At 39.0% G+C, this 23,431-nt stretch carries 21 protein-coding genes, 1 tRNA gene, 8 pseudogenes and 2 riboswitches; of the genes and pseudogenes, 5 read left to right on the forward strand and 25 right to left on the reverse strand.

Annotated features, from left to right (window positions below):
- Position 1: 1 nt before the first annotated feature.
- The 9 genes from tsaD to MAQA_RS16365 form a co-directional block, all read right to left on the reverse strand.
- On the reverse strand, positions 2 to 1,027 hold the full coding sequence (tsaD, locus tag MAQA_RS05175; protein WP_036071980.1) for a tRNA (adenosine(37)-N6)-threonylcarbamoyltransferase complex transferase subunit TsaD: 1,026 nt from the start codon (positions 1,025 to 1,027) through the stop codon (positions 2 to 4).
- Complete coding sequence (gene rimI, locus MAQA_RS05180) at positions 1,024 to 1,470, reverse strand: ribosomal protein S18-alanine N-acetyltransferase (RefSeq protein ID WP_036071982.1); 447 nt, start codon at positions 1,468 to 1,470, stop codon at positions 1,024 to 1,026. The genes tsaD and rimI overlap by 4 nt, the downstream gene beginning before the upstream one ends.
- Positions 1,467 to 2,159, reverse strand: coding sequence for a tRNA (adenosine(37)-N6)-threonylcarbamoyltransferase complex dimerization subunit type 1 TsaB (gene tsaB, locus MAQA_RS05185; protein ID WP_036071984.1), 693 nt, complete (start codon positions 2,157 to 2,159; stop codon positions 1,467 to 1,469). Before tsaB ends, rimI begins: the two co-directional genes overlap by 4 nt.
- Entirely contained in the window at positions 2,143 to 2,616 is a 474-nt protein-coding gene (tsaE, locus tag MAQA_RS05190) for a tRNA (adenosine(37)-N6)-threonylcarbamoyltransferase complex ATPase subunit type 1 TsaE (protein WP_036071986.1), read from the reverse strand. The genes tsaB and tsaE overlap by 17 nt, the downstream gene beginning before the upstream one ends.
- A gap of 116 nt (positions 2,617 to 2,732) precedes the next feature.
- Positions 2,733 to 3,155 (reverse strand): hypothetical protein, encoded by a 423-nt coding sequence (locus MAQA_RS05195; RefSeq protein WP_159099960.1) that lies wholly within the window; start codon positions 3,153 to 3,155, stop codon positions 2,733 to 2,735.
- 1 nt (position 3,156) lies between these two features.
- On the reverse strand, positions 3,157 to 3,867 hold the full coding sequence (locus tag MAQA_RS05200; RefSeq protein WP_036071992.1) for an Lmo2079 family surface lipoprotein: 711 nt from the start codon (positions 3,865 to 3,867) through the stop codon (positions 3,157 to 3,159).
- Positions 3,868 to 4,035: 168 nt separating this feature from the next.
- Positions 4,036 to 4,395, reverse strand: a complete 360-nt coding sequence (gene crcB, locus MAQA_RS05205; protein WP_036071996.1) for a fluoride efflux transporter CrcB — start codon at positions 4,393 to 4,395, stop codon at positions 4,036 to 4,038.
- A complete protein-coding gene (locus MAQA_RS15375; protein ID WP_420911930.1) occupies positions 4,388 to 4,573 on the reverse strand; it encodes a fluoride efflux transporter FluC in 186 nt (61 codons plus the stop codon). Before MAQA_RS15375 ends, crcB begins: the two co-directional genes overlap by 8 nt.
- 19 nt (positions 4,574 to 4,592) lie before the next feature.
- Positions 4,593 to 4,766, reverse strand: a complete 174-nt coding sequence (locus MAQA_RS16365) for a CrcB family protein (RefSeq protein ID WP_338151614.1) — start codon at positions 4,764 to 4,766, stop codon at positions 4,593 to 4,595.
- A gap of 63 nt (positions 4,767 to 4,829) precedes the next feature.
- A riboswitch (Fluoride riboswitch) is annotated at positions 4,830 to 4,890 on the reverse strand.
- Positions 4,891 to 5,000: 110 nt separating this feature from the next.
- Here MAQA_RS16365 and MAQA_RS05215 point away from each other — a divergent pair.
- Positions 5,001 to 5,084: transfer RNA gene (locus MAQA_RS05215), tRNA-Leu, on the forward strand.
- A 20-nt stretch (positions 5,085 to 5,104) separates the two neighbouring features.
- On the opposite strand, the gene MAQA_RS16065 is transcribed toward MAQA_RS05215, so the two are convergent.
- A complete protein-coding gene (locus MAQA_RS16065; RefSeq protein WP_277619940.1) occupies positions 5,105 to 5,233 on the reverse strand; it encodes a hypothetical protein in 129 nt (42 codons plus the stop codon).
- Between the two features lie 97 nt (positions 5,234 to 5,330).
- Here MAQA_RS16065 and MAQA_RS05220 point away from each other — a divergent pair, with 97 nt between their 5' ends.
- The 3 genes and pseudogenes from MAQA_RS05220 (at position 5,331) to MAQA_RS05230 (ending at position 7,948) form a co-directional block, all read left to right on the forward strand.
- Positions 5,331 to 6,233 carry an ABC transporter ATP-binding protein gene (locus MAQA_RS05220; RefSeq protein WP_036071998.1) on the forward strand — a complete coding sequence of 301 codons (903 nt, stop codon included), beginning with the start codon at positions 5,331 to 5,333 and terminating at the stop codon, positions 6,231 to 6,233.
- Positions 6,226 to 7,457 (forward strand): annotated as a pseudogene (locus tag MAQA_RS16370) (ABC transporter permease). Before MAQA_RS05220 ends, MAQA_RS16370 begins: the two are co-directional and overlap by 8 nt.
- 17 nt (positions 7,458 to 7,474) lie before the next feature.
- Positions 7,475 to 7,948: a GNAT family N-acetyltransferase gene (locus MAQA_RS05230; protein WP_036072000.1), complete on the forward strand. Its 474-nt coding sequence runs from the start codon at positions 7,475 to 7,477 to the stop codon at positions 7,946 to 7,948.
- Between the two features lie 35 nt (positions 7,949 to 7,983).
- Here MAQA_RS05230 and MAQA_RS05235 read toward each other — a convergent pair whose 3' ends face one another.
- The 4 genes and pseudogenes from MAQA_RS05235 to MAQA_RS05250 form a co-directional block, all read right to left on the reverse strand.
- Positions 7,984 to 8,952 (reverse strand): FecCD family ABC transporter permease, encoded by a 969-nt coding sequence (locus MAQA_RS05235; RefSeq protein ID WP_052008475.1) that lies wholly within the window; start codon positions 8,950 to 8,952, stop codon positions 7,984 to 7,986.
- Entirely contained in the window at positions 8,949 to 9,929 is a 981-nt protein-coding gene (locus MAQA_RS05240) for a FecCD family ABC transporter permease (protein ID WP_036072003.1), read from the reverse strand. The genes MAQA_RS05235 and MAQA_RS05240 overlap by 4 nt, the downstream gene beginning before the upstream one ends.
- Positions 9,930 to 9,944: 15 nt before the next feature.
- Positions 9,945 to 10,837 (reverse strand): annotated as a pseudogene (locus MAQA_RS05245) (iron-hydroxamate ABC transporter substrate-binding protein).
- A 783-nt stretch (positions 10,838 to 11,620) separates the two neighbouring features.
- The gene (locus tag MAQA_RS05250; RefSeq protein WP_036072005.1) at positions 11,621 to 12,634 is read right to left on the reverse strand and encodes a PTS sugar transporter subunit IIC; all 1,014 of its coding nucleotides are present in this window, start codon (positions 12,632 to 12,634) and stop codon (positions 11,621 to 11,623) included.
- A 195-nt stretch (positions 12,635 to 12,829) separates the two neighbouring features.
- Here MAQA_RS05250 and MAQA_RS05255 point away from each other — a divergent pair, with 195 nt between their 5' ends.
- A complete protein-coding gene (locus MAQA_RS05255) occupies positions 12,830 to 13,009 on the forward strand; it encodes a hypothetical protein (RefSeq protein ID WP_036072006.1) in 180 nt (59 codons plus the stop codon).
- A gap of 60 nt (positions 13,010 to 13,069) precedes the next feature.
- Here the strand turns inward: MAQA_RS05255 and MAQA_RS05260 are convergent.
- From MAQA_RS05260 to MAQA_RS05290, 11 genes and pseudogenes are all read right to left on the reverse strand, one after another.
- Positions 13,070 to 14,172: pseudogene (locus MAQA_RS05260) on the reverse strand (FtsW/RodA/SpoVE family cell cycle protein).
- A pseudogene (locus MAQA_RS16070) lies at positions 14,150 to 14,386 on the reverse strand (FtsW/RodA/SpoVE family cell cycle protein); the annotation flags it as partial. The pseudogenes MAQA_RS05260 and MAQA_RS16070, both read right to left, overlap by 23 nt.
- Positions 14,387 to 14,396: 10 nt before the next feature.
- Positions 14,397 to 14,711 carry an FtsW/RodA/SpoVE family cell cycle protein gene (locus MAQA_RS16075; protein WP_277619941.1) on the reverse strand — a complete coding sequence of 105 codons (315 nt, stop codon included), beginning with the start codon at positions 14,709 to 14,711 and terminating at the stop codon, positions 14,397 to 14,399.
- A gap of 149 nt (positions 14,712 to 14,860) precedes the next feature.
- The gene (locus MAQA_RS15400) at positions 14,861 to 15,337 is read right to left on the reverse strand and encodes an FtsW/RodA/SpoVE family cell cycle protein (RefSeq protein ID WP_241463107.1); all 477 of its coding nucleotides are present in this window, start codon (positions 15,335 to 15,337) and stop codon (positions 14,861 to 14,863) included.
- A gap of 15 nt (positions 15,338 to 15,352) precedes the next feature.
- On the reverse strand, positions 15,353 to 17,758 hold the full coding sequence (gene mgtA, locus MAQA_RS05270) for a magnesium-translocating P-type ATPase (protein ID WP_338151617.1): 2,406 nt from the start codon (positions 17,756 to 17,758) through the stop codon (positions 15,353 to 15,355).
- The gene (locus MAQA_RS16375) at positions 17,673 to 17,861 is read right to left on the reverse strand and encodes a cation-transporting P-type ATPase (protein ID WP_338151615.1); all 189 of its coding nucleotides are present in this window, start codon (positions 17,859 to 17,861) and stop codon (positions 17,673 to 17,675) included. Before MAQA_RS16375 ends, mgtA begins: the two co-directional genes overlap by 86 nt.
- 268 nt (positions 17,862 to 18,129) lie before the next feature.
- Positions 18,130 to 18,302, reverse strand: a riboswitch (M-box (ykoK) riboswitch).
- 233 nt (positions 18,303 to 18,535) lie between these two features.
- Positions 18,536 to 18,812, reverse strand: a pseudogene (locus MAQA_RS14115) (nucleotide pyrophosphohydrolase).
- 59 nt (positions 18,813 to 18,871) lie between these two features.
- Positions 18,872 to 19,198 (reverse strand): thioredoxin family protein, encoded by a 327-nt coding sequence (locus MAQA_RS14400; protein WP_036072197.1) that lies wholly within the window; start codon positions 19,196 to 19,198, stop codon positions 18,872 to 18,874.
- 21 nt (positions 19,199 to 19,219) lie between these two features.
- Positions 19,220 to 19,633, reverse strand: a pseudogene (locus MAQA_RS14405) (flavodoxin); the annotation flags it as partial.
- A pseudogene (locus tag MAQA_RS05285) lies at positions 19,630 to 20,680 on the reverse strand (ribonucleotide-diphosphate reductase subunit beta). The pseudogenes MAQA_RS05285 and MAQA_RS14405, both read right to left, overlap by 4 nt.
- Before the next feature lie 86 nt (positions 20,681 to 20,766).
- A pseudogene (locus MAQA_RS05290) lies at positions 20,767 to 23,080 on the reverse strand (ribonucleoside-diphosphate reductase subunit alpha).
- Between the last annotated feature and the right edge of the window lie 351 nt (positions 23,081 to 23,431).

Raw genomic sequence — 23,431 nt, forward strand, 5'->3', positions numbered from 1 at the left:
ATCAAACTTCATCAAATTCAAGGCCTGGCTCGGCGTTCATGGCAAGCCCTGCAAAGTGTCCCATTTCCATCTGCACGGTTCCTGCAGCAGCAATCATCGCCGCATTGTCTCCGCAAAGTGATAACGGCGGAATGATCAACTCTACATCTGGAAGCTCGAGATTCACTTCCTCAATTAGTTGCTCGCGTAAGCCTCGGTTCGCTGCGACGCCACCTGCTAAAAGCAATTGCTTCACACCATATTCACGCGCTGCTCGAATGGTTTTTGTCACTAAAACATCAACCACACTGGCCTGGAAACTAGCGGCCATATCTTTTGGACTCGGTTCTAAGTTTTTCTGTCTCATATTATGCAACTGGTTGATAAAAGCCGATTTCAAGCCACTAAAACTAAAGTCATAGCTATCATCATCAATCATTGCTCGTGGAAAGTGGAACGTGTCTTCTCCTTCTGCGGCGAGCTTATCAATTTGAACCCCACCCGGATAAGGAAGCCCAAGCGTCCGGGCCACTTTATCATAAGCTTCTCCAGCCGCATCATCGCGCGTTTCTCCAATAATTTCAAACGAATTTTCTTCCTTCATATAAACAAGCTCAGTATGTCCTCCGCTAACAACAAGTGCTAAGAGCGGAAAATGAAAGGCTGTTTCAAATCGGTTAGCATAAATATGGCCTGCGATATGATGAACTGGGATGAGCGGTTTGCCACTTGCAAACGCAAGCGCCTTAGCTGCGCTGACGCCAATAAGAAGCGCGCCAACAAGTCCTGGCCCTTCCGTAACAGCAATGCCGTCAATTTCTGCCATCTTCACCCCTGCTTGCGCAAGTGCTTCTTCGATCACAATCGTAATTTGCTCAACATGATGACGTGAAGCAATTTCAGGCACGACGCCACCGAAGCGTTTATGACTTTCAATTTGTGACGCCACTATGTTAGAGAGAATTTCATTCCCGCCACGTACAACAGCAGCGGCCGTTTCATCACAACTCGATTCTATTCCAAGTATCAATTTTTTTTCTTTACTCATGTTAAATCCACCCACATCACGAGCGCATCTTCCCCATTATCCGGATAATAGTTTTTCCGGAGTGCGCCATTTTGGAATTTTAATTTTCGATAAAGACTTTGTGCTGGCTGATTAGATTCACGAACTTCAAGCGTCAAATGCTTAGCTCCAAATTTCTTGGCAACCAAAATCAGTTCTCGCATAAGCGCCTCCCCGTATCCTTTCCCTTGATATTCAGGAAGAATAGCCACATTCGTTATATGACCTTCATCAAGTACTAACCAAATGCCTGCATAGCCAATCACTTCGTCGTTAAGCTTAGCTAGTATATAATAAGCGTACTGGTTAGCCGTAAATTCACCAAGAAAAGCTTCTGCCGTCCACGGTGAACTAAAAACAGCTCGCTCTACTTTCAAAAGTTCAGGAATGTCGTTTAGCTCCGCTTTAGAAAACGTTACACTCACTGTTTTTTCCTCGCTTCAAGCCACTTGCTTTCTGCTTCTGCAAGTTTCAAATAGCTTGGCACAAAATCCATCGAATCTTCGCCCGGTTCATTCTCTGCCAAAGCGACAAGCGATGCCGCTCTCGGATATGTCATATAAGACGGGGCAAATATAGCTTTCTCCCCTAACTTTTCAGTAATAATTTCCTGAAGTGTTTCTGGAAGCACACCAACAAAGAGCACTGATTTCTGAATCGATTCAACCCTTGATAAAAGTTCTGTTAAAGCAATATGCTGATCAGGAAATGTACTCATTAATGCCCCTTGCTGCGCCTCGTAAATTCCCGCATAAACATTATTTCGCCGCGCATCCATCAAAGCTACAATTGGCCCCTCGAAAAAAATCGCATTTTGAGCTAAAACTTGGAGAGAAGAAATGCCGACAAGAGGAATTTCAAGCTCATAAGACAATGTTTTGGCCGTCGTTACACCAATTCTTAGACCTGTAAAAGAACCCGGCCCTTTAGAAACCGCGATCTTGGTCAATTCATTTGGTTTTACTTGGCATTCTTCAAGAAGTGCATGAATCGCTGGAAGAAGTCGAATGCTGTGATTTTTTTTAAGATTAGTCGTAAATTCTCCAACAATTCGTTGACTATTCGAAAGCGCAATACTCATCGTATCCGTTGCCGTATCAATTCCAAGAATCATCGTTTATAACCTCCGCTAAAAGCTGATCGTAACGAGCGCCATAAGACTCGAGAATAATCTCCCGTTCTTCGTCGCCTGCACGTTTTATCGTGAGTTTTAAATACGTATCTGGGAGCTCACTTGCAATAAAATGGGCCCATTCAACGACACTCACGCCGCCAGCATCAAAATACTCAAATAGTCCGAGTTCATCAATTGAAGCTTCTTCAAGCCGGTAAACATCCATATGATAAAGCGGCAACCGTCCATTTTTGTATTCACGCACGATTGTAAAAGTTGGGCTTTTGATCACTTTATCAATTCCAAGTCCTTTCGCAAGTCCCTTTGTGAAAGTTGTTTTGCCAGCCCCCAAGTCTCCTTCAAGCAGGATAACATCAGACGGTTTTAGTAAGCTTCCCATTTTTTCCGCAAAATGAACCGTTTCTTCCTGACTAGTTGAATAAAAAACTTGCTTCATTTTTTTTTCACCCGTTCCATTATTTTCTTCTCATATCATACCACAAAGCCAGTCGTTTTGACATCAACAAAAAAGCAGCTACTCGGCGATTTCCGAATAGCTGCTTCCAGTTTTACTTATAAATCTGCATCAGATGTATCTAAACCTTCTAGATCAGATGTCTTAATTTTGTCGCCGTACATCACTTTTAACACAGCTTCTTGAATAATCGTTTCAAGTTCTTTTCCACTCAATACTTCAGAGCTTTTTGGAAAAGCTGGTAGTTTAACGAAGTCCTTATTTGTAAGTTTCAATGTTGCCGCCATCTTATAGGAATCTGTTCGATCTTTTGAATTATCAATTTTGATTTTCATCGTCATTGATTCAAGTTTATCGTCTTTTCCAGTTTTCATACTAATTGGCATGGAAATCTTAACAGTATTGTTTTTATCAAAGTTTTTAATTGAGCGTTCTAGGTCATCACGGAATTCTGCGTAGTTATCATCAAAATCCTTGCTTGCTCCTTGCTCAGAAGCGATAGTTTTAATGTCTTTTTTCACATTAGCTTTTCCAAGCATTTTGTGAGCTTTTTTTTAAGATGGCCGAAAAATCTTTTTTATCAAGCGTTATTTCAACTGTTTCATTTTTACCTTCTGAGAAACGTTTCTCATCTAAGCCGTTTAGGTAATCTGTCATCATTTTAGTAACTTCTTCTTGTAAATCTTTTGTTGCTTTAACTGTTTTTCCAGAAGTTTTAACTGGTTCTTCTGTCCCAGCAAGTTCTGCGATCGTTTTACTACTTAAATATTTATCTTTGAGCTCTGGATGACTTTTCGTGATTTCTGAAAAAGCACCACTTGTTTGCCCGTCAATCAGTGCTCTTACGCTACTATCTACACCCACAATATTTTTAAGTGGGATGAAGAACTCACCAGACTTCATGTCACTTAAAACTGTCAAATCAACATTCATTTTCATGCTTCCTTTGGAAACAAGCTTGATATCTGTTGAACTTTTTTCTGCTTTTGTATCAACTGATGAAGTTAAAGTAACTTGCATTTGCTTCAGTAACTCAACAATTGCAGCTGTTTGTGCATCTAAACCATCTTGCTCAAAACTATCAACCTTAAAAGATACAGATTGTGTATATTTTTCAGGTAGATCTGTTTGTTTTTTATACGTATCCACAAATTTCTCTTGCGCCGTTTCCCCACAGCCAGCAAGCGCTAACATAAAGACAAGCAATACTGATAAAAATAACCCTTTTTTCATGAACTTTCCTCCATTAAAAATAATTATGTACAGACTTAATGTATCATATGTGAAAGATGAACTACAACCCATTTTCCCATTTGTTCACATTTTAGACACAAATTAAAATTTTTTTATCTTTATAAATAAAGCCTTCTAAAATCGCTTTATAGAAGGCTTTATCTAAGGTTATAATACACCACCGAGCAAAATTCCTAGATAGGCTGTAAGTAATCCAAATCCATAACTAAAGAGCAAATAAGCAGCTATTTTCCCATATTCTTTGCGTCGATATAGTTCGATATTTTCAACTTTAAAAGTTGAAAACGTTGTATAACCACCCATAAATCCAGTTCCAAGAAGTAGTACGAGGAAGCTCGCGAGTTCACTTGATAACAAAAGTCCTAATAAAAAAGACCCAGAAAGATTGATTAAAAAAGTTGGCCAAGGGAAATCACTTTGCCACTTCTTTTTCAAATAAAGCGTAAGGAGATACCGAGTCATCCCACCAAAAGCAGCACCAATTCCAACCACAAAGATATTAAGCACTTCGTTTATCCCACCTTTTTGAAACGAGATACCCTAGTGCAGCTGCAACTAAGCCCCCAACGAGACTTATTCCAATATAAAGAAAAGTTTCTGCATAGGCTCCTGCCTGCAATAAATGAATATTTTCGACACTAAAGCTAGAAAACGTTGTAAACGAGCCAACAAATCCTGTCCCCATCGCCGTTATCACTTCTTGGCTAAACCGGGTATGATTCGCAAAACCCTGGGTGATAAGGGCAAGCAAAAAAACAACCTAAAAGATTCACTACAAGTGTAGCAAGAGGAAAGGTATTGCTTGGTAGAATTAAGCTGACTCCGTAGCGAGCCATTCCTCCTAAAGCGCTAAAAATAGCAATATACAAAAGATACATTTTCCAAAACCTCCAATAAAAAAACTCCTATTTAAATAGACATCGGTTCGTTTTCCCATGTACATTTAAATAGGAGTCATCAGCGAATATCACATTTTAGGCGAACTCCATCACCTTTTCAGTAAATACTATACGTGAAAATTAACATATGCGCAAGAAAAAATACATGCATGGTTCGAATAAACGTTGACAAATCGGTCCATTTAATACTATAATAATTTTTGTTGTAATAAAGCGGTCGTGGCGGAATCGGCAGACGCGCTAGGTTGAGGGCCTAGTGGGCATTAGCTCGTGGAGGTTCAAGTCCTCTCGGCCGCATCTTAGAATAAGAATGGGTTTCAGGATTGAGTGATTTTTCCTGAAACCCATTTTTGTTGTTTGAAAACACCCAAACTTGCCTTATTAGTTTTTATCGTCATTCTTAATAATTTAGCATCATCTGGAAAATAAACTTTCGAAATCCCCAAAGAGCTTCTCCCCTTCTTGCAAGAAAATCATACTCATTTTCGGAAAAGTTTGGTAAAATGAAGAGGATACTCAGACTATTAGTAAGGAGGAAGATATATGGCTCTTGAATTACAGCATGTTATAAAAGCCTTTGGTGAGAAACTTGCGGTCGATGATCTGTCTTTTCGTGTCAATTCTGGCGAAATTTTAGGACTAATCGGTCAAAACGGGGCTGGAAAAACTACTACTTTTCGTTTGATTCTTGGATTTATCGAAGCGACTTCCGGACAAATTTCTTGGAATAATGATTCGGCAAACCAAATAAATCCTAATGATATTGGCTACCTGCCCGAAGAACGTGGACTTTATCCAAATGTTACGATCGAAGAACAACTTACTTTCTTTGCTGAGTTAAAAGGAATTCCTAAAAAGAAAGCGATCTCTGAGATTGATATGTGGATGGAACGTGCGGAAATTGTTGGGAAGAAAACGGACCTTGTCAAGACGCTTTCGAAGGGGAATCAGCAGAAGGTTCAGCTTATTAGTACGATTTTACATAATCCTAAACTGCTGATTTTGGATGAGCCCTTTAGCGGTTTAGACCCTGTTAATGCGGAAATTTTGAAAAAACTTGTGTTTGAAATGAAGGAACGCGGGGCAGCGATTATTTTTTCGAGTCACCGGATGGAAAATGTCGAGGAACTCTGCGATTCACTGATTATGCTACGCCATGGTAAGACGATTTTGCGGGGGGATACCACTTCTGTGAAGGAAAGTTTTGGTCATAAACAAATTCGCTTGAAGGCGCCTCATTCCGATGAAGACTTGCTTGCTCTTCCGGGCGTTGTTCGGATTCAGACGCTTCGTGATGGGATTCGTCGGCTAGAGCTTGAAGATGAAAAATATGCGGAAGCTGTTTTTGAATTTGTTACTAAAGATGGCTTTATCCCAATGTTTAGCCTTGAACCACCAACACTTGAAGAAATCTTTAAATTGAAAGCGGGGGATCAGCATGAATAAATTTTGGGTGATTACAAAACAGGTTTATAAGCGCCACGTGAAAACGAAATCTTTCATTATTTCTCTTCTTCTTCCTTTGATTGTTGCTGGGATCGCACTTCTTCTTCCTAAAATTATGGATTATTTTGGAAATGATGATTCGGCAAAGATTTCTGTTCTTTCAAATAATCCGGCTTTTGTTCAAGTGATTAAGCAAAATAAAGAACATTTTAAAGTGAATGATTCCATCACTACGAAAAAAGCAGCGGGAAAAAGCGCTTAGTACTGAAAAAATTGACGGCTACTTAACGCTTTCTGAAAAAAATGGCAAGTTTAAGGCAATGTACACAACACGCGAAACGGCTGGAAATGAAATTATGACTCAGCTCTCGCAAAGTCTCACTGCGGCTAAAATTCAATTAAAGGCAGCAGAATATGGTCTTGATCAACAAAAATTAACAGACATCACTTCTCTTGTTCCTGTCAAAAATCAGTTAAAGTCTGATAAACAGTTAACTGAGAGTCAAAAAGATGTTATGCAAGCAGCGAATTTGTTTTTGACGTTAATCATTTTCTTTTTTTGTGATTAGTTATGCCAATATTGTCGCAGCTGAAATTGCAACAGAAAAAGGAACGCGAATTATGGAAGTTATTTTATCCAGCGTTTCTGCTACGACGCATTTCCTAGCTAAGTTAACGGCGATTGTCCTCATGCTACTTACGCAAATTGGCTGTTATCTTTTAGTTGGTTTTATCGCGATGCTTAGTTTACAAAAAACAGATATGATCCGAGGTTTCGTTGATCAACTGGCAAATTTCCCTGTTTCCTACTTGATTTTAAATCTGCTCTTTATTTTCTTTGGCTTACTGCTTTATATTGTTCTTGCCGCGATGGCTGGTTCTCTTGTTCCGAATGTTGAAACGGTCGCTCAGTTTATTTATCCACTTACGATCTTCTCAATTGTTGGATACTGGGGCTCAATTGTCGCAACAAGCATTCCTGATAACATCGTTGTGATCATCGGTTCTTACATCCCTGTTTTTTCTCCTATGATGATGCTTGCCCGTATGAATATGCTCGCTGCTTCAGATCTTGGCATTTTTATTTCGCTTGGGATTCTGATCATTACGGTCGGACTTTCCTTCTTACTCACCTTCCGGCTTTATAAGAGCAATGTGTTACTTTATTCAAATGAAGGTTTATTTAAAACCCTTAGAAAATCATTTGCCTATGCTAAAAAATAAAAATGAAGGTGAAAAATTTGGAAATTAGACTTTCTCATAAAGAGGATGCGAGCTCCATGCTGGAACTTGAAAATTTAGTTTGGACAAAAGGTACTACGCCAGCAGAGATTCAGTTTGATTCAGAAGCGGAATTTCTCGAAAAAAACCCAGCTGGTTCAAAAACGGTTGCTGTTTTGGATGGAAAAGTTGTTGGTATCCTTGGATACCATGCTCCGCATTCTTTAAAGGCTGTTCAGCATGTACTTGAACTCGATATTGCGGTTCATCCTGCTTATCAAAAGCAAGGAATTGCTGGACAATTAATGGATGCTTTAAAAGAAATGGCACGGAAAAATGGAGTGAAAAAACTGGAACTACGGGTGCTATCAACTAATGAAAAAGCCATTCATTTTTATCAAAAAAATGGCTTTCACAAGGAAGGCGTTCTCGAAAAGCAATTTTTGCTTGACGGGGCTTATGTGGATGACATTTTTATGGCGTACTTTCTTTAAAAAAATAGGGAAGAGACCTTTTTGGGGTCTCTTCCCTATTTTTTGAACAATAAATAAATGAAATACGGGCTTCCGATTAAAGAAAGCAAAATGCCCGATGGCAAATTAAATCGCATCGCGATTGTATCTGCGAGTAAGAAGAGAAAGGCACCCACTAGCATTGCGACTGGTAAAAATAAACGGTGGCGTGGCCCTACAAGTGCCCTTGCAATATGTGGTCCAAGTAGACCTAAGAAAGCTATGCTTCCTGTAATCGATACGGCTACAGCTGCAAGTAAAACAGCACAAATGAGAAAAAGAGTCCGCCACAAAGTCACTTTTACGCCTAGATTAAGTGCAGTATTTTCATCGAGCGTGAGTAAATCAAGCGTGCGATTTTTTATGAGGATAAAAGGGACAAGGATAACAAGTGTGATGGCTAAAATAAATACAAAAATCCAATCAAGCCCCCAGATAGAGCCCGCGAGCCATCTAGAAAGAAAGTCCACTTTTTCCCGGTCCGCTGAAGCCATTAAAAGGACCATCAAACCACTCATCGCAAACGAAAAACCAATTCCATTCAAGATCAAGCTTCCCGGCTGATTCCGTGAAAACAAAAGGATTAAAAGAGCTGTTAGCAATGCTCCGACGCCGCCTGCTAGCGGAAGAAAAGCTCCAAAGCTTTCTACTTGGAATGGCACGAAAAGAAAGAAAATCGCGATACCAAGTCCGGCTCCTGAGTTGATCCCGATTATCCCTGGGTCTGCCAAATCATTTTTTAGCACAGTTTGAAATAAGCTCCCCGATAAGACGAGGCAAACCCCAGCGAGCAAGACGATCAAAAGACGCGGCATGCGGAGATCGAACAAAATAAAATTCTCAAGCATCTCCCCGTTTCCTGTTAAAACGGCTAAAACTCTTGAAAAAGATAGGGCATCTGTTCCAAGCGACAGATTAACAAGAATGAGAGCTAAAAGCAAGAAAATGCCGCCTGAGAGTATCCATTTATAAGAAATTCGTGTCATGCTTTCAGCCCCTTTCGTACGATAAAGACGAAGAATGGCAGTCCAACTACCGAAAGAATCGCGATAATAGGGACTTCAAATGGGGCAGCAATGATGCGACTAAATAAATCAGATATAACTAGAAAAAGAGCGCCGACAAGTGCTGACATGGGCAAAAGCACGCGATAACTTGTACCCGAAATAAAGCGTGCAAAGTGTGGTACGAGAAGCCCGACAAACGCAATTTCGCCAATAACCGCAACAGAAACTCCCGTCAAAACAGCGACTAATGTGAACAAGAAAAAACGGATGCGACCTGTTGAAACTCCGAGTCCAGCTGCTACTTCTTCGCTCATGGTGAGAATGCCAATTTGTCTTTCGAAAAAGAAACTCAGAAGGATCGCTAGGAGTAAAACAGGAGCTAATAATTTCACTTCCTGCCCGGTTACACCAGCTAGCCCTCCTGATGTCCACATCGTCAATTCCTTTGAAGTTTTTGAAAGTAAGCTGATCGCATTTGAAACGGCTAACAAAAAGGCTGAAATCGCAGCTCCAGCTAGAACAACTTTAAAAAGATTCCCCGTTTGCGAGATCGCTAAGACAAGTAGGGTTCCAAGTGCAGATCCAAGAAAAGCGACTCCCATTTTAAGAGGAAATACAAGTCCTGGTAAAAACGCAATCACGATAGAAAGTGCTAATTTTGCACCTGCGGAGACGCCTAATAGTCCGGGATCGGCTAATGGGTTTCGAGTAATGGCTTGCATGATGGTTCCCGATACGCCAAGTGCCGCGCCGATCAGCATGGCAGCAAGTATCCGTGGTATGCGAAGTTCGCTTAAAGATGCCATTTCTTTCAGATGGGCACCATGCACAAACCCGTCCCATAAAAAAGAAAAGGAATAATTTACAGATCCATAAGCAAGCGCTGTGTAGCAAGCAACTAAGAGCGCGACAAACAGGATTAAGAACCGAATGGTCATTGGGATTTTAACTGTCATGACTGAACACCGCTTTTACTCTCCTAAAAAATAATTTTGAAAGGTTTTTAATTGATAATCAAGTGTCATGGCATCATTGAAGTAAAATTTATTCGCATCCACTTGAAGCACATGGTCATTTTTCACAGCAGGGATTTCCTTATAGGCATTAGTTTTCATGAAGGCATTTTCTGCTTTTTCGTAGCGACTAAGTACCATGTAATCGCCTGTGTAATCTGCTAGTTGTTCCGTAGAAACGGCATAATAACCAGCCTTAGCTGCTGCTTTTTTAACAGATTCAGGCATTTTAAGTCCCATAGCTTGATATAAAACTTCTGTTCCGCGTCCCCAGCTGTCTCCGAACACATAAATTTGCTTTTCAAAACTTTCCGCTACCGAAACAGTTGTATCTGCGCCAATCTTCGCTTTGATTTCTTTCCCGGCTTTTGCAGCGCGTTTTTTAAAGTCTGAAACCCAAGCCCGGGCTTCTTTTTCTTTATTTAGCACTTTTCCAATTTCAATGTGTTGATCTAAATAGTTATTTTTGCCATATGTAAAGGTGACAAGTGGCGCAATTTTTTTTAAGCTTGTCTTGATTTTTCACTGTGCTTAATCCAAGAATAAGATCTGGCTTAAGCGCGATGATTTTTTCGATATCTTCATCCGATACTTCTTTGGCATTTTTTAAGCCTTTATCAAAATTCGGATTGTTCATGCTCCAAGAATCTGCTCCTACAACTGGAACACCTAATTTAAGAGCATCTCCTGTATATGATGAAAGTACAACGACACGCTTAGGATTCGCAGGTACTTTAATCTTTCCATTTTCAGATTGATAGGTAATCGTTTCCTGATTTTTTCTTAGCTGACTCATCGGTTTTTGTTCCTCCACAGGCTGCCAGAACAAGAATGATGCTTAATACTCCCAAAAAAAAGAACTTTTTTCATTTTCCAACCTCTTTCCATTGATAACGATTCTCATTAATTATCATACTTGTTTTGACCTCCCCCTGTCAATTGATTTCAAGGATCTAGTTGGTTCAAAAGGCTCGAATCGTGGCACAATAATTGGCGGTTTCTAGTCTTTTGTCTCATTTTCGATAAATTTCGTTTAAAAAACATTCAAAACGGCTATTGTATTATAACAAAAGGAAAGAGAGGCGATGCGGATGAAAGAGAGACATTTTCATTACGCACACAATGTTTAATATCGCTTCTAGTTTCTAAGTCTTGTGTGTGTACAAGCTGGTTTTCCAGCTTTGTCATATGCCGGTAACGTCTGATGAAAGGTTATACGAATTTCGAATAAACAGGAGGAAGGCGATGGATGAAAAGCCGCGTCGAAAGTGTAAGTTCGAAATTCACCCTTTGAGAAACGGATTATCTGAAAGTCAGAAGCATTCTCTTCTGGGGTTGCATTCTGAAAACAGTATCCACTAGTACAGGCAAATATTGAGTTAGAGGAAGCTGTGATACGATTTATCTTTCGCAGTAAAGTCAAGGAAGCTTTTCAAGTTCCTGCTAGTGAAAGTGTATTCTTCATTAGTTAGACTTGCTTTTCCACTAACGAATGAAAAGCCTAACCGTTGTTAATCTCAAAGAGCGTATGTTTATACAGAAACATCAGGCAAACCGGCCATCAGATGAGCAGGCTTGACAGCTCATCAAAAGGAACCCTCGGATGGGAAAGTTACATCCGAGGGTTCTCTTTTTTATTCTAGCTCAATTTTCAAATCGCCTGCTTTTAGTTTTTCTCGTTTCAATAAAATCGGTTTTGCAATAAGTGCAACGATGGCAGGAAACAAAACAGCAATAGCCACAAAGGCTAAAAATGTCCCGATTCCAGCGTTTGCAATTAAATAAAGTGGTGCAACAAATGCGCAAAGTCCCATTCCAGCAATTTCAGCGGTTGCTTCGAGATGAAGAACGAGTACGCCAACTGGACCAGCCACAAGCGTTGTCAAAAGTGGAATCACCATTAAGCTAGGCTTGCGGATGATATTGGCGGTTTGAAGCTTGGGTGTGATGATGAGTTGCGCGAAAAAAGCTCCCCAGTTATTATCCCGAAAACTCAAAACAGCAAACGCGGCAAATTGAACTGTACAACCTATTAATGCAGCGGCGCTCGCGGTTGGATCTAACTGTAAAGCAATGGCAAGCGCAGCAGATGAAGCTGGACTTAAAATTAATAAACCAAAAATAAGAGCAATAACCATGGAGGAAATAAGTGGAGACCCGGAGACAAGTGTTGTAATAAATTCGCTCACAGTCACTAAAATCGGTGTCATGATTTTCGAAAAGAGCAACCCGGAAAGTCCGCCCGCAAGAAGCGAAACAGCTGGTATTAGAATCATATCAAATCGTGTACCGCTCACTCGTTTTCCTGTCCAAACAGCAACAATCACTGCAAGAATCGCACCGACTGGCTCGCCACCTGAAATTGCGTAGCTTCCGTTTGCGAGTGTAATAATCCCTCCGCCTCCAATAATGGCAGAAGCCCCTGCGCTAATCACAACTAGCGTATTTGCTCGTAAGCAAATCGCAATCCCAATCCCGATTCCTGGAATAAGCATGTTCTTTCCGATTGCTCCAATTTTAGTAAGAAACTCAAGTCCTGCTAAATCTCCGATCGTTTGCAGTAAAAGCCCCATCCCAAGTGTGACTAGTACGGCATTTGCAATCCCCATTGATGCTTTATAGGAACGATCGACAAAATATTCTTTCATAAAGTGCCTCCCTCTTTTCTTTTATTAGTCTTTTTTTATTTTACGACTTCTAGTGTAAAAAAGCTATCTTTAATTGTCTTGTCACATGTAAATTCTTAATTATTTTTTACAACTTTCTTAAAATTTATTAAAAACCCTCCTTTTTCTACTGATTTTGCGTATAATGGAACTAACCATACAGAAAGGAGCTCTCAAATGAAAGTAACTGGACTTCTCCTCTTAATTGTTGGAATTATTGGTATTGCTGTTTCATTCAGTATTTCCGGACTAGTTGGATTTGGTACATTCCTTGTTTCTCTTATTCTTACTGTCCTTGGTATCGTTCTTCTGATCAAAGTGAAAAACCGCCGCAGACGGTCTTATTCCTTCAGATAAATGACTAAAATTCAAACGAAAACGCATCCACTACTCGGATGCGTTTTCGTTTGAGTTGTGTTATTCCAGCTCAGAATCGCTACGGATAACTGCAAGCATTATCCCGGTACAGATCATATTCCCAAGAATAGATGACCCGCCATAACTTATAAACGGAAGGGGTATCCCTGTCAGCGGCATCAGTCCAATCGACATGGCAATGTTTTCAAAGATATTAAAGGCAAAACACATCGCAAATCCTGCAAAGAGATACGCAGAAAAGTTTTTTTTTCATGGTTAGCCCTGCCTCAATCAACACTTTAATAAAGAGGATAAAAACGATTAACAAGCAACTAACACCAATGAATCCAAATTGATTCCCAATTGAACTAAAAATCATATCGGTATGGCTTTCCGGGATATAAACATTCCCATTTCGGCCTGTAAGCATCCCCGACCCAATTGCTCTTAGTGACAAATTAACTTGATAAGCACCATCTGGATCACTTGCTGGGTCAAGCCACGTAAAAATGCGAGCGAATTGATATTTTTTGAACCCCAGCATCTCAAGCCATTCCATGTGATTTAACAATAAAAAAAAGAAAGAAGCTAACTGAAAGAACAGCTGTAGTTGTGATTCCAACGATCCATTTCCATGATTTGTTTGCGACTAGTAATATTGTAAATGCCGTAACAAAATACACAATCGTAGTCCCAAGGTCGGGTTGTTTGTAGAGAAGTAACAAAACCGGTAATCCTAAACTAGCTAAAACAAAAAATTGTTTGACTGGATTTTTTTCATATTTCGCTGCAAAATGGGCCATTACGAAAACAAAAATGCCTTTGACAAGTTCAGAAGGTTGAAGCGAAAAACCTGCAAGACGATACCATCTCGTCGCTCCGTTAACTTCCTGTGTGAAGGGAACTTTTAAAACGATACCTAGCAACAAAATAATGGCTCCACCATAAAACCAAAAAACATGTTTTCGAACAAAAGTGATATTGCTTTTAGAAATGAGAAAGCAAATCCCTAATCCCACAATAAAAAACAAAATCTGCTGTAAAACAAAATTGTTTTCATATTGCCCTGTTTGTTGGGCGAAATAAATAGCCACACAACTGATGACGCTAAGGAGAATGACAAGAGCGTAAATCTGTTCACTAATTTTTCTTTTGTATTGCATAACTTTCACCTTCTCCATTTTGTTTTTTCATGCGTCTCTCACCAGCACGTACAAATCCGAGACCACATCCAAGTGCTAAAATAGAGCTCCCTCCATAACTCATAAATGGGAGTGGAACACCTGTCAGCGGAATGATCCCCGATACACCACCGAGATTAAAAAAGATTTGAATAGAAATCCAGCTTACTACGCCCACCGCAACGAGATTATCAAATGTTGACGAACTAAAAAAATATAACCTTGAATGCTTGCTTTATCAAAATAAAGATGAGACTCAGATAGAGAAATAAGCCGAACGCACCTAATTCTTCCGAAATAACTGTCATGATAAAATCAGTATGGGCTTCCGATAAGTAACCTAATTTTTGAATACCAGAGCCAAATCCACTCCCCCAGAAACCTCCGCTTCCAATCGCATAGTAGCCATTTCGAAGTTGGTAAGACGCGTTTAAATTCGCCTTATTGAAAGGATCTAAATAGCTAAAGCGCGCCATTTTCGTACTACTAAAGAAGTCGGGATGAACTAGATACACCAACACAAAAAATCTACCAGAAAAACGCCTACTAAGAAAAGAATGACTTTAAAAAATCCGCCTAAGCGAAAGTCCTGAAGCAATAAGCTGACTAAGTGCTGCTATAAATACAATTCCTGCCGTTCCAAGGTCGGGCTGCAAAATAATCAATCCTACTAGAAGGAGTAATAGAAAAAGATAGAAAAAGATAGAAAAAGATAGAGAAAGAGCGGCCGATCACTTTTTTCAATTTGCTTACCAAAATAAGTGAAGTAAGTAGCTGTAAATAAAATAACGAGTAATTTAATTACTTCAGTTGGTTGAAACATAAAGCCAAAAATGTTCAGCCAGCGTTGTGCGGAATTTGTTGTAACTCCTAAAAAAAGAACGGCTAAAAGCATAAAAAAGGAAACTCCATACATCCACTTGATCGCTTTTCCGTTTACTATTATTTGCTCGTTCAAATGCGAAACAACAAATAACAAAAAGAAACCAAACATGAAAAACAAGAATTGCCTTAGTGCAAAATAATGAGCACTAACTTCATAACGCACAAGAGCCGTTTGAAAACTGGCGCTATAAACAAGAATGACACTATATAAGCTAAGAAGAAGAAAACTGATTGGAATCGTTTTATTTTTTACTAAGTGCACAGCTAAAATCTCCTTTTAAATCCAATCGTGGAATTTTTTTATATAGACTTGTTTGACAAATTGAATGACAATCATATAGCTCAAAAGTATGCCTATTAAAAACAGAAAATACATCGCTGGTAAATTTACAAATCCCATTGCATGGCCAAATCCAGTAAAGGGAATGACAAGTCCAAGCCCCATTATTATTAGTGTTGAAATCAGTACAGACTTTGTTGCCGTCGATTGAATAAACGGGACCTTTTCCGTACGAATCATGTGAACCACAAGGGTTTGTGTTAATAACCCGACAACAAACCAACCACTTTGGAATAAAGCTTGTTCGGAAATAGAATTCGCTTGAAAGATATTCCACATAATCACGAAAGTTAAAATATCAAAAATAGAACTTACAGGACCGATTGTTAATATGAAACGAAGCATATTTTTTGTATTCCATTTCCTTGGTTTTTCCAAGAATGAATCATCCATTCTATCCCAAGGAAGAGTAAACTGCGAAAAATCATAGAGTAAGTTTTGTAACAATAGCTGAAGTGAGAGCATCGGCAAAAATGGGAGGAAAGCACTCGCAATCAGTACACTAAAGACGTTTCCAAAATTCGAACTTGCTGTCATTTTTACATACTTCAATATATTGCCGAACACTGTCCGCCCTTCAACTAATCCCCGCTCTAAAACGGTTAAACTTTTTTCTAGTAAAATCACTGAGCTGGCATCTTTTGTAATATCTGTTGCCGTATCAACAGATATGCCCACGTCTGCTTTTCTAAGTGCAGGGGCATCATTCATACCGTCTCCCATGAAACCAACTGTATGCCCCCCTTCTTTTTTCAACACCGTCACAATGCGGGCTTTTTGAAGCGGAGAAAGTTTTGCTAAAATTGAAACTTCTTGGATTGCTTGATGTAATTCAGTATCGTTCATATTTTCTATTTCTGTTCCCAGCAAAAAGCGTTCGCTTGAAATCCCGACCTCTTGGCAAACTTTCTTCGTTACAATTTCATTATCTCCTGTTAAAACTTTCACTTGTACGCCTTTGTCATTAAGCCTTTTCACCGCGTCTGCAGCCGAAAGCTTTACTGGGTCTAGAAAACCTATGAAACCTTTAAAAATCATGTTTTCTTTATCATCACTCGAAAATTTGGATGCCTTGGGTTTGTCTTTATAGCAAATACCAATAACTCGCATCCCTTGTTGATTTAAAGTTTCACTAAATTGACTTAATTTTGTTTTCTCTTTTTCTGTTAACTCTTTTATTTCATCCTTTTCTTCTAGATGTGTACAAATCTGGAAAACTTCTCTAACAGCGCCTTTCGTAATCATTCGATCTGCTGAACGTTCTCGAATAACAACACTTAACAGGCGCCTTTCAAAATCAAAAGGAATTTCATCAAGTTTTTGCATTCGCTTGAGGCTCCGTAAGCCATCACTTGTCTGCTCAGTGTGCTTGATAACAGCGTAATCGAGCACATTTTTATAGCCTGTTTGATAATAGCTATTTAAAAAGGCATCTTCTAATACACTATTAGAAGGCTTACCAGAAGCATCAATATGTTGTACTAGTGTAATTTGGTCACAAGTTAGCGTCCCTGTTTTGTCCGTACAAAGCACATCCATAGCCCCTAAATTTTGAATGGCATTTAGTTCTTTCACAATGACTTTTTCTTTCGCCATTTTAACAGCGCCTTTAGCAAGATTTGTGTTAACTATCATTGGGAGCATTTCAGGCGTTAAGCCAACAGCCACTGCGACAGCAAACATAAACGCTTGTAGCCAGTCCCCTTTTAAAAATCCATTCACCGAAAATACAATAGGAACCATCACTAGCATAAAATAAAAAAGCATCTTCGAGACCGCACGTACCCCCTTATCAAAACTTGTTTGATCCCGAGTAGCCGTCGCCATTTCCGCAAGCTCACCAAAAATCGTCTCATCACCTGTTCGCAGTACAACTGCTCTCCCTATTCCACTAACAACGTCTGTCCCCATAAAGCTTAAATTTTGACTTTCAAGGATTGTGCCATTTTCATTGGCTGCAAAACTGTATTTTTCAACAGGTAATGCCTCTCCCGTTAACATAGACTGGTTAACAAATAGATCTTGAGCTTCGAAAACCCGTACATCTGCCGGAATCATGACTCCAGTTGACAAACAAATAATATCTCCTGGAACTAGGTACTTAGTTTCGATTTCGCACTTCACGCCATCACGAATGACTGTTGTACGATTCTCAATAAAAGACTGTAAAGAAAAACTTGCTTTTTGAGCTCGAATAGATTGAATAAAACTAATACACACGCTGAATGCGATCATCACACTCATGATAATCGCGGCTTCAAAGTCTGCTGTTAAAAGTGAAATCACAGCAAGTAGCATTAAAATATAAATAAATGGATCGTGAAAAGCTTTGAGTAGTAACAGGTAAACAGGCTTCGGTTTGCTTTTTTTTCGTCCGATTTTCACCATAAAATTCTAATTTCTTACTTACTTGTCCTTCTTTCAAACCATTTTTTTTCGGTTTCATAGCGTGTAAAAATAGCAGTTAAAGTTTCTTTTGACTCTTTTAATAAGCCAATTTCATTTTGTTTCATCTTTTTGTCCTCCTTTAAGAGGCACTAACGGCAATTATGTGCAGATAAATGCCCCTGTTTTTTATTGCTACAACTACTATCTGGGTCACTTTCTGCTAACAAACTTGGCATTTATCTCACATCCTTTTTATAATTTGCCATAAAAAAATCCTTGCCAAAACTTTGGCAAGGATTTGTACACATGCAAATAAACAGCTAATGCGCGTTTCCCCTCGCAAAAGTTTTGGCACTATACAACGTAAAGAAAAATCATTTTCTTAGCCACATTATGGAAAGCCTTAATCCGACAATCCCTGTTCTACCCATTGGCGTCTTTGGACATTTTTGGGCAGTGGCCTATGTTTGTATAGGAGCCTCACTTTACAGGCAAAAATATTCATTTCCGTATTTCCTTGTAAATAATATCATGTTCAGGACTCAAAAACAATAACAAAAGAATGTTCTTTAAACTTTCTTTACTTTTTTTGCTCAGGGAAACTTTTTTGGTTTACCTGAAACCCTGATGGATCGTGTAAAATAAATTTGCATTTCAAAACTCAAACAAGCATTGCGACATGTCGCAATGCTTGTTTAAGCAAAATGATTTCCCACTACCAAACCCTTTTTTTTATTTTTTCTCTAGTTTGTTTCGAATAATTTCTTCTACATCTAATTCAAAACTATCTGCTAGCTGCAAAGCGTAAATCAAAACATCCGCTAATTCATCTAAAATAGCTTCTCGATTCTCTTTTACAGCCTCATTAGATTCTTTCCACTGAAAGCACTCTAATAGCTCAGCGGATTCAATTGAAATAGATAAGGCTAGATCTTTTTTTTAGTGCATATTGATCTTCCCAGCCACGTGATTTTAAAAACGCTCGAATATCCTGTTGTAGTTCTTTCATAAACTTTAAAATCTCCTCTCGTTATAAAAAAAGCCCTCTTTCGAGGGCTTTAAATAAGCTTACGCATTTTGTTCTAAAATTTCTTCAATTTTGTTGGGTGGAATAAATCCATTTAAACGAGTCAATTCTTCCCCGCCTTTATAAAGCACAAGTGTTGGTGTTTGACGAATATCTTGTTCGAAAAAGAAATTTTCACCCATTTCTTCCAATTTCACTTTCAAAACTTTCACTTTCTCTGCTTGTGCGGAGTTATTAAATTCTTGAAAAGAAAGATCTAACATTTTGCAATTAGGGCAATTATCTTTCCAGAAATCTACATAGACTAATTCTTCACTTGCCATGTGATTTTGAAACTCTTCCAAAGATTTAATTTCGATACTTGTCATAACGACTCGCTCCTTTTTTTTCAGCACTTGCTGAACAAAATTATTAATTTCCTCATAATCGGCATTTGTGTGCGGCATTTGTTCAATTTTCAAGGTCGGATAATCAGTTCCAAAAAACTTTTCCATCCGGTCAACTGCCCCACAAAAATTTTCAATTCCCCACTGCGTTTCTCCAGTTCCAAACAAAGCAATGTGCTTCGGTTTTTCACCTAATTCCGCAATGAAGTCTTTCATATCTGGTGGTGTTCTTCCATAATCAACCGTCCATGCCCCCAACATGTAAAGGTCAAAAGATTCATCAAGTGGATAATCTGCATCTGGTGCGACCCGAAAAGCGGTCACATCATGCCCAAGCGCTTCAAGACGTTCCAGAATCAGGTCTGCAACCATCTTCGTGTTTCCGCTTAAAGAATCATAGGCAAGGAGGATTCTCATAGATCGTCAAATCCGTTATCGATATTCGTTTTTTTTATAGCTTGAATTGCGCATTTCGAAGAAGTCTGTCTTCGTTTCCGTGAAATTATCCGCATATGCTTTAATCCAAGTCATGGTATTATCGCTATATCCAGGATAAAGTTCTTCCATTCCAAGCATCCCAAGCATTTTATTCGCACGATATTTAACGTAGTCGACCATTTCATCTACATCTATACCTTCAATTCCTTGAAGCACTTCACTCGACCATTCTGTTTCGAGTTCCACTGCATGCTTAAAGGCATTATTTGTATATTCAACGAGTTCGTCTGTTTGGAGTTCTGGATTTTCACCAAGAATAGCGCGAATGACTTCTGAAATAAATTTTGAATGAGCCAGTTCATCACGATTAATAAAGCTGATGATTTTTCCAGTCCCATTCATTTTATTTTGTCGTACCAGATTATAGAAATAAGCAAAACCACTATAGAAATTGATTCCTTCTAAAATAGAAGATTGAATTAAAGCTTTAACAATTGTTTCACCTGTTTTATTTTCCATAAAGTCATTATAAGCTTCCATGATAGGTTCATTTCGCTTAATAATCGTTGGGTGTGTTCTTGCAAAATCAAAAATCCGATTTTGATTCTTAAGGTCTGTGATCGAGGCCAAAACGTAAGAATAACTTTCATTATGGATCACTTCTTGTTGTCCAATAATCGCAGCGTTGGCATGAACAGCCGGATCCGTTACATATTCAGCAATATTATAAATAAAACGAGTTTGCGGTGAATCTAGAGTTGCAAGTAGCCCAATAATCGCATCAAAAGCTGCTCGTTCTTCCTCTGATAGTAGCGGATACTGCTTCGCATCACCTTTCATATCCACTTCATCTGGAATCCAGTAGTTCGTCGAAAGCTCTTTATATGCCCGGTAAAAAGACGGATAGGGAATATCGTTCCAATTTAAAATCCCACTTGTTTCCCCATTAATAATCGCAGTGGAATGATTTGGATACATCGGTTCTAAAATTTTGATTCTTGTCAATGCTTTGCCTTGGTCTCCCATCAGCTAGGCCTCCTTTAATTTCTCTTGTATTAATATGTAAGAAAGAGGAGACAGCGAAATCAAATTCCCTGCCTCGTCTTTCTTTATCAGCTTGAGCACCATTCACATTCTTCAATATCAATGTCATTCGAACGAACATAATAAGTCGTTTTTAGATTTTCTCGCCATGCTGTCAAGTGAAGTTCAAGCAACATGCTTGCTTTGATTCCGCTTGGCACATAAAAGTTGAAACTTAAAGATTGGTCAACGTGTCGCTGACGACGACCATTTTGACGAACACTTGCAAATTGATCTAATTTATAAGCGCCTTTTTCGTAGTATGGATAGGTGGAAAGACTGAGATCTGGTGCAATAACAGGACGTCTGTAATCTTTCTTTTCTTCATAATAGAAAGCACTATAAATTGGGTCAATCGAAGCCGTTGAACCAGCGATTTGTGCTGTACTCATATTCGGTGCAACAGCAACCAAATAAGCATTGCGAATCCCATTTTGACCAACGTCTTCTGCAAGCTCACGCCAGCGTTCACTTGTATAGCCACGGCTTGAGAAGTATTCTCCTGTATTCCAGTCACTACCTTTAAAGACGCTGTAAGCTCCTTTTTCTTTTGCTAATCGGGAACTTGCTTGAATGGTTAGGAAGTTGATGTTTTCGTACAATTCATCAGCAAATTCTTCTGCTTCTTTTGAATCCCACGCAATATTTTTAAGAGCTAATAAATGATGCCATCCGAAAGTTCCAAGTCCGATGGAACGATATTTCCGGTTCGTAATTGTCGCTTGTGGCACAGGGAGTTCATTTAAATCAATAACGTTATCGAGCATGCGCACTTCAATATCAATCAAGCGTTCCATTGTTCCTTCATCTTCAGCCAAGACAGCTCGACCAAGGTTAATTGAAGATAAGTTGCAGACAACGAAATCGCCTGCTTGTTTAGTAATAACAATTTGATCTCCAGAAATTATTTCTTGAATCATCCGCGTTGGACTCATGTTTTGCATAATTTCCGTGCAAAGGTTACTGGAATAAATCATGCCTACATGTTTATTCGGGTTTTTGCGGTTTACTTCATCACGATAAAACATGAATGGGTTCCCCGTTTCAAGTTGGCTCACCATGATACGCTTCATGATGTCGATCGCTTTCACGATTTTTTTTACTAATCGTTTCATCAGCAACCAACTCTTCATATTTTTCGCGGAATGAACCCTCCCCTTTTTTCTCATCATAAAAGTCTTGTAAATACCAACCTTTTTTCGCTTTTACTTCATGTGGGTCAAATAAATACCAGTCTCCCCGGCGTTCCACCGCTTCCATGAACAAGTCTGGGATACAAACTGCCGTAAATATATCATGCGCCCGTAAACGTTGGTCTCCGTTGTTTAAACGAAGATCTAGGAACATCTCAATATCTTTATGGAAAACATCTAGATAAACAGAAATGGCCCCTTTACGTTGTCCTAATTGATCCACACTGACAGCTGTGTTATTTAATTGTTTAATCCAAGGAATAACTCCCCCGCTTGCTCCTTTGACACCACGAATTGGGGCTCCTGTGGAACGAACGTAGCCGATGTATGCACCAACACCACCACCGTGTTTCGAAACACGAGCGACATCCGTATTGCTATCGTAGATGCCTTGTAAGCTATCATCAATCGTATCAATAAAGCAGCTCGAAAGTTGTCCTCCTACTTTCCCAGCATTTGCTAGTGTTGGCGTAGCCACTGTCATATACAAATTGCTAAGCGCCCAGTAAGCTTCCCTTACAAGCTCCATACGCTTCGCTTTTGGCTCTTCTTGCATCAAATAAAGGGCAATCGTGAGCCAGCGTTCTTGTGGAAGTTCATAGACGTTACGTGCTTGATCAGTCGCTAGATAACGAGTTGCCAGCAGATAAAGACCATTGTATGTAAATAACTTATCTTTTTCTGGGTCAATCATCTTACCAGCTTCAATCAATTCTTCTTTCGTATAGTTTTTTAAAATGCTACCAGAATAAATCCCGCGTTCGCCAAGACTTTCCTGTAATCCAATATAAGAGCCATATTTATCATCATCATTATAGAAACGATTTTTACTGGCTTTTTTATATAATTTATTTAAATACAGACGTGCTGCGAAATGTTCCCATTCAGGCAAATGAATATCCGTTTTTGCTTCTGCTTCACGAATTAAATAATCCGTTAATTCATCAGCAGAGTAATCTTCTTTTTTCTCAATAAAACGGAAAATCTTTTCTTTGTATTCTTTGATGTCAAGTTTTGGAAATTCTTCATGGATCTTATCCAAATAGCGGTTTAAACGATCAGCATCGAAAGGTAATTTCCGATTTCCACCGTCTTTTACAATATAAGTCGTCATTTGCACTCCCCATTTCTTAAAAATTCTTCCAGCCATAAAGGCCATTGATCGCGTTCTCCTCTTTTATGTCAAATCATAAAAATTAACTTTTTTAGAAAGAAAAGTTCTCTTTAAAAAAGCTAAAAACAAGTGATGCGATATTCGGTGTTAACACTATATATGGTATAACTTTTTGATTGTGAATTCAAGATATAGTACTCAGGCTATCTTTTTGAAAACGCATACATCACTCGTATACAGCGAAAAATTCTTCTTTTATTAAATCTAGACAAAGATTGTGATTTAAAAAACAAATTGAGAGGTCAAGGGTTTTGAACACTTGGAGTGACAAGGTTTTATAAAATAGGGCACTTTTTGCCTTGGAATTAACAAACAATTTCCAACCTT

Source organism: Listeria aquatica FSL S10-1188 (assembly GCF_000525795.1).
Lineage (GTDB): Bacteria > Bacillota > Bacilli > Lactobacillales > Listeriaceae > Listeria > Listeria aquatica.

What these genes read in the sequence shown, in the direction of transcription:
- MAQA_RS05220 (WP_036071998.1), top strand. Translation starts at nt 5,331, where the DNA reads ATGGCTCTTGAATTACAGCATGTTATAAAAGCCTTTGGTGAGAAACTT.
- MAQA_RS05235 (WP_052008475.1), bottom strand. Translation starts at nt 8,952, where the DNA reads ATGACACGAATTTCTTATAAATGGATACTCTCAGGCGGCATTTTCTTG.
- MAQA_RS05250 (WP_036072005.1), bottom strand. Translation starts at nt 12,634, where the DNA reads ATGAAAGAATATTTTGTCGATCGTTCCTATAAAGCATCAATGGGGATT.
- MAQA_RS16365 (WP_338151614.1), bottom strand. Translation starts at nt 4,766, where the DNA reads ATGTATCTTTTGTATATTGCTATTTTTAGCGCTTTAGGAGGAATGGCT.
- MAQA_RS05255 (WP_036072006.1), top strand. Translation starts at nt 12,830, where the DNA reads ATGAAAGTAACTGGACTTCTCCTCTTAATTGTTGGAATTATTGGTATT.
- MAQA_RS16375 (WP_338151615.1), bottom strand. Translation starts at nt 17,861, where the DNA reads ATGAAACCGAAAAAAAATGGTTTGAAAGAAGGACAAGTAAGTAAGAAA.
- MAQA_RS05240 (WP_036072003.1), bottom strand. Translation starts at nt 9,929, where the DNA reads ATGACAGTTAAAATCCCAATGACCATTCGGTTCTTAATCCTGTTTGTC.
- tsaE (WP_036071986.1), bottom strand. Translation starts at nt 2,616, where the DNA reads ATGAAGCAAGTTTTTTATTCAACTAGTCAGGAAGAAACGGTTCATTTT.
- MAQA_RS14400 (WP_036072197.1), bottom strand. Translation starts at nt 19,198, where the DNA reads ATGACAAGTATCGAAATTAAATCTTTGGAAGAGTTTCAAAATCACATG.
- tsaB (WP_036071984.1), bottom strand. Translation starts at nt 2,159, where the DNA reads ATGATTCTTGGAATTGATACGGCAACGGATACGATGAGTATTGCGCTT.
- MAQA_RS05200 (WP_036071992.1), bottom strand. Translation starts at nt 3,867, where the DNA reads ATGAAAAAAGGGTTATTTTTATCAGTATTGCTTGTCTTTATGTTAGCG.
- MAQA_RS15375 (WP_420911930.1), bottom strand. Translation starts at nt 4,573, where the DNA reads ATGGGGACAGGATTTGTTGGCTCGTTTACAACGTTTTCTAGCTTTAGT.
- tsaD (WP_036071980.1), bottom strand. Translation starts at nt 1,027, where the DNA reads ATGAGTAAAGAAAAAAAATTGATACTTGGAATAGAATCGAGTTGTGAT.